At 52.0% G+C, this 13,276-nt stretch carries 3 protein-coding genes; 1 reads left to right on the forward strand and 2 read right to left on the reverse strand.

What is annotated here, in order from left to right; translation table 11 throughout:
• Positions 1-387 precede the first annotated feature (387 nt).
• Complete coding sequence (locus tag BWI97_RS20810; protein WP_146010991.1) at positions 388-9,462, reverse strand: T9SS type A sorting domain-containing protein; 9,075 nt, start codon at positions 9,460-9,462, stop codon at positions 388-390.
• Between the two features lie 746 nt (positions 9,463-10,208).
• Here BWI97_RS20810 and BWI97_RS20815 point away from each other — a divergent pair.
• Positions 10,209-10,391 (forward strand): hypothetical protein, encoded by a 183-nt coding sequence (locus BWI97_RS20815; protein WP_102202627.1) that lies wholly within the window; start codon positions 10,209-10,211, stop codon positions 10,389-10,391.
• A 1,217-nt stretch (positions 10,392-11,608) separates the two neighbouring features.
• Here BWI97_RS20815 and BWI97_RS20830 read toward each other — a convergent pair.
• Positions 11,609-13,276, reverse strand: a complete 1,668-nt coding sequence (locus BWI97_RS20830) for a RagB/SusD family nutrient uptake outer membrane protein (protein ID WP_102202629.1) — start codon at positions 13,274-13,276, stop codon at positions 11,609-11,611.

The raw sequence follows: 13,276 nt of genomic DNA on the forward strand, positions 1-13,276 counted from the left end.
GACGTATCCTTCATACGTTGCCACTTTGGCTTAGGAATACGCACTAACACTTGTGCTGGGACCTCTTCTATTGGATTAGCTTCGGAACAAAAATTACTTACAGCTAAGCCAGCTAGTCATCCGTCAACAATAAAAACCAGATAACTCATAATCAGCAACAAAATCTGGATCGGTTGCCGAAACGTTAGCCAATTTTCTAACAAAGTACTTCTCTGATGGGCATTTAAACTATAGTAGTAATTGAAAATTCATGTAGTAATAGTTTACAAATTCATATAGTATTAATTGTAGTTCTCCATTTCCCGTACGGAAGTACTAAACAAAAAAGGGGCTGCTCCAACTGGAGCAGCCCCTTGGCTGGTCAGGCTACTAAACCCGCCCAGTGGTTTATTTAACAATCACCACGCGGTGGCCGTATACCGAACCATCCTGATGCTGGATGCTCAGCATGTACACCCCGGAAGGTACGTGTTGCACCGACAGATAGTCATCGCCCAGCCCCTCCGATTCGGCAACGGTAGTACCCGTTACGCTAGTCAGACGAAGCGATTTTACCTGCTGGGGATCCGTGACCCGCACGTAGAGTTTATCTGAAGCCGGGTTGGGATACACCTTCGTTTCAAAAGGTGCTTTCACCAGCACCGAGCGGCTGCGGCTGTAGTCAAAGCTACCATCCTGATCGACCATTTTCAGGCGATAGAGACTCGTGCCTGAAAGCGGCTGCGAATCTGCCAGGCGATAGCTTTGCTTGCTCGTGCTCTGGCCTTTAGCGGCCACCACGCCCAGCGTCGTCCACTCCTGGGCATTGCCCGAGCGGCTGCGTTGGACTTCAAAGTGCTGGCTGTTTTTCTCCTGAGCCGTCGTCCAGGAAAGTTCTACCTGCGATCCTTTCAACGTGGCTTCAAAGCTCATCAGACGCACGGGCAGCGGACCACCCCAGCTTAACGTATACGTCACGGATGGCGAGATACTACCCGCCGCATCGTGGTAGGCGTAGGTAAACTCAGTCGAGGTGTAGCCCGTACCGGTGAACTCCAGCTCGAGCTTCGATGGATCGTAGTTAGTCAGCACCTGACCCGGCGTCACTTTCACGCCATCGTACCAGAGCGTACCGTTGGTGGGCAGGCTGGTGATGGTTACCGTACGGTTTTTCTGCTCGCCACTCAGACGGCCGTCCTCGGGATCTTGTCCCGTGAGCTGGCCGGGGGAAGCCGTCCCTGTACCGGTAGAGACGTGACTGCTATCGAGTTTGATTTTGACATTCGGGCTCGGTACATCAATCAGGTACGTCTTCGGCTCGGCAAGCGGCGGTTGTTGCACCCCAAAGTTGGCATTGGTGACGCTCGTGGTAGCAACCGTGATGTTCGGCAGGATACCATTCACCGTACCATCACTACCCTCATTCGCTCCCAAATGCTCACCCGTGTTGATCCAGCCCGAAGGCAGACTTGGCGTGGTTGAACCACCAGCCGTCTGATGCAGTACGACACTGTAAGTACCCGCTGGGGTCACTCCGAAATCGTAAGCACCATTACTACCCACCGCTACCGTCTTCACCCCCTGACCGTTCGCGTCGACGAGCGTCACGTAGAATCCCGTCGGGATCGCCAGTTGCGAAGTCGAGTTAACGGTGGTGTCCGTCAGAGCGTTGGCATCGTGGAAGACGTTACCACTTAAGCTAACGACAGGCGTCGTAAAGGGTACCATCACCGTGCTCGTGTTACTCTTGGCTCCGCCGTTATCCGTTACATAGAACGGTACCTGTACCGTTACTTGACCATCTTTCGGATCAGCCAATACGGTTAGATTCGTCACCGGAACCGTTACCGTTCCCGGCCATACCTGCTGTCCACTTCCCGGCGTTTGTCCCACTGGCACGTAGGTCGTTCCGTTAATCGTCACGGTCGTCGTGTTGGCAGGGAACTGCGTGAAGGTGATCGTCTGAGGCGTACCGTCTACGTCCGAGAAGGTAAACTCATTCGAAAGATTCACCGTCGTCGTTCCACCCGGATTCACCCGCGAAGGCAGGGTCTTGTCCGAGGTCATCGGTGGTTGCTGCACCCCAAAGTTGGCGTTGGTGACGCTCGTGGTAGCAACCGTGATGTTCGGCAGGATACCGTTCACCGTTCCATCACTACCCGCGTTAGTTCCCAAATGCTCACCCGTGTTGATCCAACCACTCGGCAGAGCCGGAGTCGTCGAACCCGTCGACGTCTGATGCAGTACCACGCTATAAGTTGCGGGAGTTACCGTACCGAAATCGTAAGCTCCGTTTGAACCCACCGCTACCGTCTTCACCCCCTGACCGTTTGCGTCGACGAGCGTCGCGTAGAGTCCCGTCGGGATTGCCAGTTGCGAAGTCGAGTTAACGGTGGTGTCCGTCAGAGCGTTGGCATCGTGGAAGACATTACCCGAAAGCGTCACCTGAGGCGTCGTGAAAGGTACCGTCACCGTGCTCGTGTTGCTCTTGGCTCCACCGTTGTCGGTTACGTAGAACGGCACTTGTACCGTTACTTGACCATCTTTCGGATCAGCCAATACGGTTAGATTCGTCACCGGAACCGTTACCGTTCCCGGCCATACCTGCTGTCCACTTCCCGGCGTTTGTCCCACTGGCACGTAGGTCGTTCCGTTAATCGTCACGGTCGTCGTGTTGGCAGGGAACTGCGTAAAGGTGATCGTCTGAGGTGTACCGTCTACGTCCGAGAAGGTAAACTCATTGGAGAGATTCACCGTCGTTGTTCCACCCGGATTCACCCGCGAGGGCAGGGTCTTGTCCGAGGTCACCGGCGGTTGCTGGACACCAAAGTTGGCGTTGGTGACGTTCGTGGTAGCAACCGTGATGTTCGGCAAAATACCATTTACGGTACCGTCACTACCCGCATTCGCTCCCAAATGCTCACCCGTGTTGATCCAACCTGAAGGCAGACTTGGAGTTGTGGAACCCGTCGACGTCTGGTGAAGTACGACACTGTACGTACCTGCCGTAACGTTACCAAAGTTGTAGGAACCATTGGCGTTTACGGGTACGGTAGCTACCGCCTGATTCGAAGCGTTGACGAGCGTTGCATACAAGCCCGTTGGAATGGCTAGTTGCGAGGTCGAGTTAACCGTAGTGTCGGTCAAAGCGTTAGCATCGTGATAGACATTACCGGATAGGTTGACAACCGTGGTAAATGGCACCTTTACGGTACTGGTGTTACTGGTAGCTCCGCCGTTGTCGGTTACGTAGAATGGTACCTGCGAAGTCACCGCTCCGTCCACCGGATCGATGAGTACCGACAGGTTCGTCACCGGAACCGTCACCGTTCCCGGCCATACGGATTGGCCTGAGCCCGGTGTAGTACCCGGAGCTACGTAGGTCGTTCCATTAATGGTCACGGTCGTCGTGTTGGCAGGGAACTGCGTGAAGGTGATCGTCTGAGGCGTACCATCCACATCCGAGAAGGTAAACTCATTCGAAAGATTCACCGTCGTTGTTCCACCCGGATTCACCCGCGAAGGCAGGGTCTTGTCCGAGGTCACCGGCGGTTGCTGGACACCAAAGTTCGCATTGGTGACGTTCACACCCGCTACAGTGATTCCAGTCAAAATTCCATTGACACCTTCATCACTGCCCACACCCGCACCCAGGTTTTCACCCGTGTTGATCCAGCCCGAAGGCAGACTAGGCGTGGTTGAACCACCAGCCGTCTGATGCAGTACGACACTATAATTGCCCGTTGGCGTTACTCCAAAATCATACGCTCCGTTTGAACCTACGGCTACGGTCTTCACCGCTTGACCATTGGCATCTACCAGCGTTACGTATAGTCCCGTGGGGATCGGCTGCGTAGAGGTTGAATTTACTGTCACGTCCTTCAGAGCGTTGGCATCGTGGAAGACGTTACCCGTCAGCGTTACCGGTGAATAGCAGGCTTCAATCGGATTGACCGTTACATTGACGGGCAGTACCAACTGACACTTGGAAGTATTATCGGTAATGGTTACCGTATATAAACGGTCCGTCGAGGTCGTTACGGTTGGGTTGGCACTGAAGGGGTCGGAAAGTCCCGTCGAAGGGGCCCACACGTACGAGTAATTCCCCGTTGAGCTTACCGTTAACGGCATGGCCTTTGCCGAACCCGCACAAACGGCCAGATCCTGCGTCGTGGCAGCAATCGTATTGGTATTAACCACCACGACGACTTCCTTGAAGTTGCTACAACCTGTGGGCTGCGTGGTTTGCGTCAGGCGGTAGGTTTGCGTAGCCGAGGGCGTAATCACGGTTGAGGTAGCCGTCGGACTGGCCACACCCGCTACCGGGCTCCACTGCCAGGTAGTACCCACGGCCGGTGTTCCGGCTAAGCCTAACGTCGTGGCCCCCCCCTGGCAAATCGTGGTGTTGCCCGTAATTGTAAAGTCTGCGGGAGTATCAACCGTGACGGTTACCTGACTCGAAGACGTACAACCATTCGACGTAACGTTTACGGTATAAGTCGTCGTTGCCGTTGGTTTTACCGTAGGCTGAGCCACGTTGGCTGCTCCCACGATACCTGCACCCGTCCAGGAATAAGTAGCACCCGCAATAGCCGGCGTACCAATGACGGTGGATTGACCCGGACAAATCGTTACCGGAGCTCCGGCACCCGCCGTAGGCGTCACCACCACCTGATCCGTAAAGGTACAGCCATTGGCTAGCATAACCGCTACGGTATAGGTCGTACGCTGACTAACCGTAGCCGTAGGGTTCGCTGCTGTAGTGCTGCTCAAACCCTGAGCCGGAGACCACGTATAGGTGGCCCCAGTGGGTGCGGCTGGATTATTAGCCGATCCATACCCAATCGCTACCCCTCCGCTGCACTGCGTCTTATCCACCAGGCTTAAACCGGTAATAGTATTGACAGTAACGGTGATCTGATCGGTCAGCGGCGTATTACAACCGGGGTAACTTACCTGAACCGTATACGTAGTGGTAGCCGTCGGATTGGTAACCGTCGGATTCGCACAGGTCGTGCAACTCAGACCCGTAGCGGGTGACCACGCGTACTGAGCTAACGGTTCCGCCTGACGACCCAATGTTACAGGAACGCCCTGACAGGTGGTCACGCTTTGACCCGCGTATTCACCCGTAGCTGCGGTGTTTCGAAGCACTACGGTATCTGCATCCGTACAGCCCGACACGGGGTCCGTTACTTTCAGAATATACGTTTGAGGCGTAGAAAAAGCGAACTGCAACTGAGGCTGCGGCGAAGAGGCATTCGTGCCATTCGTCCAGGCGGCATTGGCTGGGGTCCAGGAATATACCCAGTTGGTCCCTGCCGGAGCGGGGGTACCCAGCGTAACCGTGGCTCCATTACACACGGCCCGGTCTCTGCCGGCATCGGCTACGGGAGCGGAGGCATTCACGCGTACCGTATCCGCCGTCCGACAACCGGAAGCCGCTTCGGTAACCTTTACGATGAAGGTTTGGGTCCGGGCTACAGTGGCGAGCGGATTGGCAATGTTGGGATTGCTTAACCCCTCGTCCGGAGTCCAGGCGTAGTTGAAACCAGCCAGCGGGCTATTGCCAATCTGTACGGGTACATTCGGACACGTGTATTTATCCGCAGCCGTAAACACGGGTAGCGACCATCCCGGCGGGTTGATCACAATCGATTCACTACAACTGATGGACGCATCGTACTTGTTGGTGATCGTGACTGTAATGGTGGCCTGCTGCGTGGAGGTAATCGTGACCGTAGCCGCCGTTGGGTTATCGACCAGATTGGCAGGACTCCACGAGAAGTTATAATTCGAACTGTTGCCAACGGTAGTTCCCAGCCGCAATACCGTACTGCCGAATACTTTCGGACAACCCTGATTAGACAAGGTAACGATGTCGAAATTACAGCTGTTACCCGAGCAAGGCTGGATCAGCACATCCGCTGTACAGGCAACTCCATTCAGGGTCGTCGTCCGGCGAAAACGGGTCACGCCCGCATTGCTTTTCAGGTACGCATTCTTCCCATTATTTGAAGTTTGAAGAATAACACCATCGCCACTGACGATACTCCAGGTGTAGGTTGTTCCCGGAGCATTGTCTTCATCCAGATGCGACGACCAGGCGGGACCACAAACGGTTTCATCCTGATTGGTGATCCGAGAATTGATCACCGATACCCGTACCTGATCGGTAAAGACGCAGCCATTCTTTTCAGCATTGACTGTATAATCAATGAAACCATTGGATACGGCAGCCGTTCCCGCTGTAAAGGTAGGATTGGCAACCTGAGAATTATCCAGGTACTGACCCGAAGTCCAGGTATAGGCAAAGCTAGCATCAGCCGTGCCGCCCAGTTGAACCGATTGATTTTTACAAATGGTTTTGTCTGAACCGGCAAAGGTTACCGTGTTGCTGGGAGCAGCTACGGGCGTAACTGTAGCTTCACTGGTGGTGGTACAAACCGTGCCATTTTTCTGCTTAACACTTACGGTCAATCGGTAGGTAGTAGCTACGCTAGGATTAGCAATGGGTTGGGCACAGGTGGTACAGCTTAGGGTACTCAGGGGCCCGCCCGATACTACGCTCCAGGCGTAGGTCACCGAAGAGCTGGCTACGGGAGCCGTCCCTAACTGTACGCCACCGCTGCCCTGGCAGACGGATTTGCTACCACCGGCATTCGCCACTGCGGGAACAACCGTTACCTGATCAATATCAAAACAACCGGCTCCGTCTTTGACTTGTAAGGTGTAGGTGGTAGCCTCCGTAACGGCGGGTGTGGTGAAGGTGGCCGTAGTGGCTACCGGTGAACCCGTCGACGTACTTCCGGCAAACCACTGGTAGGTAAAATTACCCGTACCGCCCGTGGCACTGCCGTTGAGAGCTACGGTATTGGCACCCGTACCACAAACAAACCACTGCGGGCCATTGGCACTAGCAATGGGAGCGGCATTGGCTCCGATCACTACCGAGGCTACGGGCGAAGTCGCGATGACTTGCTGATCGCAGACTTTGACCTGACGGCGGTAGTAGAGCGTCGTTTGAGAAGCCAGGGGCTGTAAGTCTTTGAAAATCTCCCCGGGCAGATCCTCCCAGGGGCCGTTGGCACTCGTGGCCTTTTGCCATTGGTAGAACACCTTGCCCTGGAACGTAGAGGGACTCGTCACCTCAACGGCACTACCCGTAATGATACCGGGAATTCCCAGGATACAGGCGTTTTGCGTGAGGGGTGAAAGGGTACTGGCAGAAGTCGTAAAGTTATCGGGCAGTCCTTGCGAATTGAACTTGGCAATCACTGCATCCGTACCTCCATTGGAACTGAACTGGTAAGAACCGGACGTGGCATGGCCTGCACTACCGGCGGGTACGTAAAACGCAATAATAGGATTACCCTGGGGATCGATGGCTAAAGTATTGTAGCGAGTAGGGCTAGTATTACTTTCCACCACCATTTCATCGGCTGCATTGCCCAGATACGTACCCCAGATGCGTTGACCAGACGTGACGTCAAAGCGGTTGATAACCAGATCTTCACCTCCCCCTGGCATGGGCTGATAGCTACAATCGCTGGCTAGTTCCCCGGTAGTTGTAGTGGTAGTCCCAGATACCAGTAGATTCCCCTGGGCATCCAGCCGGACTCCGGATAAATATGTATCACCCGCTTGGGCACCCAAGTACGTGCCTTGCTGATAAATGCCATTCAGATCAAAGCTGGCCCAAAAGCCGTCTCTGTTTGGATTTCCCAAGCTAGTACGAAAGGCATTTGCTGAAGCAATTCCTGTCGTACTACTCGTACCCCCTACGACATAGATACGAGCTCTTGCTTTATCCAGAGCGATACCGTGTATTCGGTCATGATCGGGTCCGCCCACGTATCTTCCCCAGATCCGGGTTCCGCTGGTCGGATTCAATTTCAAAATAAACCCATCTATGTTTTGTCGGGTCTGTCCTTCAGAAACACCCCCAACCAGCTCCTTGTAATAGTTGGCTGTAGATCCGGTTCCTATAGAGGTCCCCGTCACATAAACGTTGCCTTCCGCGTCCACCACTACCCCAGAGGAGACGTTTGGAGTAGTAGTGCTGTTTTCAAGAAAAGTGCCCCAGGCTTTCGTACCTGAAGCAGTATACTTTACTAGACAAGATGGATACGTATTTCTCGCAGTAGGACGAAACGTGCCCGGCGTGCCAAACCCACCTGGATTGTCTACTGCACTACTTATGATTCTTGCGATACCTACTACGTAAAACGCTCCGGTTTCGTCTACGGTCATGTGACTTGGAGTCAGCCAGCCCGTTGCGTCGCCTGCATAGGTGGTCCAGGTTCTGGCTCCGGTTGAGGCGTTAAATTTGGCAAAGTAACTGTTTGTTGTACTACCAATTCTAGTACTCTGATAAGCTCCTGGCGTGGCTAGACCATCGCTGTTAGAAGTTCCTGCTACATAAAGCTCTCCCTTACTGAACGCAACAGCGGTTGCTAGGTCACCACCAGATCCCCCAAAATACGTACTCCAGACCCGCTGCCCCTGGTTGTTGAATTTTGCAATAAAGGCATCGCTTGCTCCGGTCAAAGTACCCCATTGAGCACCCGCAGAAGCAATAGTATTGGGACTGGTCGTAACCCCCACAACGTAAACGTTTCCGCTGTCATCGTTTTCAATCGAATACAGGGTTTCATTACCGGTTCCTCCGTAATACGTGGCCCAGTCCAGATTCGGCGTGGGGTCAATGACCAGCGTTTGAGTTTTGTCGTAGGCGGGTACGTTGAAGGCGTACACATCCGAACCCAGAGCCTTGTAGTGCACGCGTACCGGTTTTTGATCCTGCTTGATCCAACTGGCGGGAATATTTTCCGACAGCTTGCCGTGGTTCAGGGACATGACGACCCGCTCGTTTTGCAGGGTGGTTGTTTTGGCCCCCTGGTAGCGAAGGTTGATCGTTGAGGCGTCTCCTCCCGGCCGAACGATAAAGTTGTACTCAACGGGCTTCTTCGTTCCCGGTTGAGCCACAAATTCCAGGTCAATGCCCGGATACACTTCATGGTACGTAACCGACTGGAACTTACGGATATTAATAAACGATCCGTGTTCGTTGATCACGTTGACGGGCTGGGAAATAGCCGGTCCGGTAGTCATCAAAGCGTTGGGGTTCGCACCGACGAGTTCAACGTCCACGCGGTGAAACCCGGTCTTTTTCGAGGAACCCTTCTGAGCATACGTATCGTAGCTAAAGCCGGAAGGCCGCAACTGAACGTTGAGGCCGGGCATGTGGAGCAGATACTTAACGGCGGGATTAGGCTTACCCGTCTGGTCCAGAAACTGGCCCTTGTTTTCGGTAAAACCCGACCGGTCCTGTCTCAACCACCGGGCAGCCTGGGCCTGCTCGGCAGGCGGCGGGCTACTCTCCTTCAGCCCGTCCTGCGTCCCTCTGGGTTTCTGCTGGGCAGAGACCGAAAAGAGGGCCGAAGCGGTCAAGAAGGAAAAGAGTAATAGTTGTTTAACCATGAAACATTGATTTGAATAAATGATGTATAAATTGAAATTGGGGTGGATTCAGGCAAAAGCAATCGGTGATCAGAACACGGCGTACTGATTAGTTGAAGGAGTATGATAAGGGCACAAAAGGGCCTGAAAAGATTACATCAAGCGTAATCTTTGGTGATAAGGGTATAGAAACAAACGGGAGTGTTTGAGGACTTTTATTTCAAGTCCGATGCAAATAGAATGGTCTGGTAAAAATTCAATAGGAAATGCGTCGACCCATTTATTCAATGGGAAAGCAGCAATGCCTCTTTTTTCTGAAAAGAGGCCTATGGAAGAGTGCAGTCAAAAAATGGACTAACGAAAAAGAATAAGAGCGTAGCTTGTACAGCTATCGAACCAGGGCAAGCCAGGTGGACACGATCCATAAGTAGCGGTTTAAACTAATGAATGCTTCGTTAAGGTGGATTAAGGTCTTCAACAAAAAGACTTGGCAAACTTATCTTTTATCTAGGGAAGCACAAATAGTATTTATTGAATACTTATGTAGTTTTACTACTACAAATTCACTCCGCTCAGTAAAAAATTACCTGTTTTTTGGTAGAAATCCATAGTATTTAAACGTCCACCTAACATTTAGCCGGTCAAACCTAACCCCTTTATACAATAAACAGCTGCAAAATTTGTCATCGAATAAGTAGATAAACTTAAACCAGAGATGCCCTGGGCTTTCTTCCATAAATCAGGGGTTTTCTAATTCCTCATACCCGTTGGATAAAGGTTTTTTGACGGATACCATTCACGCCAAAGCTCCCTTTGATGTCACGCATTTTCGCAGCACCATTCCCCGTTTTACTCCCGAAAATCGAAAGATAAATACCGTTCTGGTTGATTTGCTACCATCCAATCACCATCCGATGGCCTTGACCAGACTGCTGGCTCAAAAAGCCTGAATTGTGCCCATTACAGCCATGACGAAATTTGATCAGCTTGAAAAAAACCTTGGTACGATTTATGTATCCTTAACGCCAAATGAACGCCACCCCTTGTAAACGGTAGTAGACCAGAGCACAGTCAAAGGGCTTACTGCCCGACTAAAGTTGAACAGAAAAGCGGCCATTTAACGTATAGGATTACGTTAAATGGCCGCTTCAGTCAGGAAATTGCCCTAAATCGTAAACGAATGTTGCCGTCTGGTTGAACACACCCCGTTTCATTCGGACGTGACTGGTATCTTCGTATCGCAGCTTTGGTCCGACGAGTGGCGGCTCTGACGACTGAGTATGCTACTATAAAAGCCTATCTGTCATTACGGATAGGCTTTTTTATGTCCAGGTGACGCATGAACGACGTTCTTTTTCCCACAAATTCATTCAGGTAACTAAGTACGGTTTTCTTATAAGGAAAGGTGATTGATCGTACCTTCCATTAAAGGTTCATGTACCTGCGGAGTTTCAGAAAATACTTACTGAGATAGAATGAACCCGCCGCCATCTGGAAAGACCGTATTTTTCCAGAAAAAACAGCATCAAACTGGTCGATTCCTGGTTTTGGAATTCATAGACGTTATAAATGGATCGGGTTGAATCACTTGAAAAAATCCATACGATTCCGTATACGTTTCTGTATTTGTTCCGGGGCCGTCGCCAGTGACTCGTATTGCCCTTCTGATCATAATACCCTTGCTTCGAAAACAAATCGAACCCGAGCTTTGAGCCGGTATTCCGGTTTTGTACGGATCAGTGTTTCAATCTGTATACGGTTCAAAAAAGATCGCCATTCCGGCGTTCGACTATTTTTAGCTGACTGGAATTCAATATGTGTTGCTCGGGATCAGGCAGGTTGACTTCCTGAAGATTACAAGTCGTGGTATGATCTGAGATGTGGATAAAGGATACCTTGCTGTGTTCTGTCCAACACTTCAGTACCGCATCATATAGGGGATAAGGATTCTGCGAAAAACCGTTTCCCGTCAGAAACAGGCAATTCTTACAAGTATAATCTACCCGGCTGATTTCCGCATCTGTTTCTAATAAATGGTTTAGCGTTGATGCTTTTATAGGGTTCGGCTGCCCTACCGTGGTCAGATACAAAAATGACGATGCCCTACTTTTTCCAAACAACTCATGTAGGAAAAGTAGGGCATCGGTTCGAACCGATGAAAGCAACCTTAGTATCCCGGATTCTGAGCAAAGGCTCCCTGGTTTAGATCCAGAGCCCGTGTCGGAATGGGTCGCAGCAGTTTCGGCTGATTACCAGCCCCCATAAACGGATCGATGCCGTTATCAAACCACTTCCGTACGTCCTTATTGTACATCCGGGCCCGGGTCATGAGGGTACCCGTCCGCTTGAGGTCGAACCAGCGGTGGTACTCACCCACCAGCTCGCGACCCCGTTCATCCAGAATAAAATCAAGGGTTACGTCCGAAGACTGAATTTGCATACTGGTTTCGGCTCCTGATTTAGCGGCCCGCTTGCGTACTACATTGATGCGATCCGCGGCCAGAGCCAGATTACCCATTTTAAAGTACGCTTCCGCAGCCAGCAGGTACGTTTCTCCGAGACGGGCCACGAACAGATCCCGCGTGCTGGTATTGCTACCAAACTGAGCCGAGGGATCGTCGAACTTTTTCACGGAAGGCGTGTAATTATCCAGTACAACCGTGCGGCTGGCTTCCCAGAGCGTTCCTGAATACGGATACACCACGGCGTTATTTCGGCGAGTAGGATCGGCGGCTTTCCAGGCCGCAATAGCGGCCGGACTGTTGGCCCATTTGGGTGGATAATAATACTTCACGTTCAATTGATTACGTTCCGTTCGACGCGTATAGTAATCGTAATACCGCTGGTAAAACTGAATCATGAAGGTAGCGTCGAACCGAGCATCCGTTTCCGTAAACAGATCGAACGTATACATCGTTGGACACAGGGTATAGGTTCGATACGGATAGCCCTCTACCCCACCCTGACCACCGAAGTACGGCCCAAAATAAGCCGCCTGCGTATTACCGCCCGAGTTGGCCGTGGGCAGCGAAGCGGCATCCCATTGAATGGAGAAAAGAATTTCGGCATTCTTTTCGTTACCGGGGAAAAACACGTCCTCAAAGGAAAGCGTTAGTCCCTGACCCTGAATGGCCGCATCCGCGTAGGTCGCCGCCGTTTTAAAATCATCCGCCGTTCCAAAGCTTTCGTAGCCCCGCGTCAGGTGAATTTTAGCCAGCATGTGCCGAACCGCCCGCTTGGTGACGCGACCAAAATTGGGCGTCGTTTCGGGTACCAATTCCAGGGCTTCGGTCATTTCCTTGATGATAAAAGCATACACCTCCTGAGCCGAGGCCCGCGAGAATGATTCCACGGGTTGCGTAAAACGGTCCGTTACCAGAGCTACGCCGCCAAAGGTTTGCACGAGCAGGAAGTAATCGTAAGCCCGCAGAAACTGAATTTCTCCCTTGCGGTTCGCCAGCGTTGACGTTGAAGCCGTTTTATCGTTGAAGTACAGAGCCGTATTACACACCTGAATGGACTGGTAAACGTTGGTGTAAAAGTTCAGCACTTCGCCGTCATCCGGAATCAGGTTCTGGTATTCGCTCAGGCCCACGGGCTGCTGGCTGCGGCCTTCCACGTACATGTCCGTTCCCGCACAGAATACCCAGGGCTGGCTGTACACCGATCGCATGGACGAGTATGCCGCATTGATGAGTTTTTCGTATCCTTCCGAAGTAGCATAGTACTCGTCGGATACCATATTCGATTTGTTTTCTTCCTTCAGAAAATCATTACACCCGCCAGCCGTCAGCATCAGACCAATCAGGAGGGCGGCTACTTTTATGGATTTCAT

Source organism: Siphonobacter sp. BAB-5405 (assembly GCF_002872335.1).
Taxonomy (GTDB): Bacteria; Bacteroidota; Bacteroidia; order Cytophagales; family Spirosomataceae; genus Siphonobacter.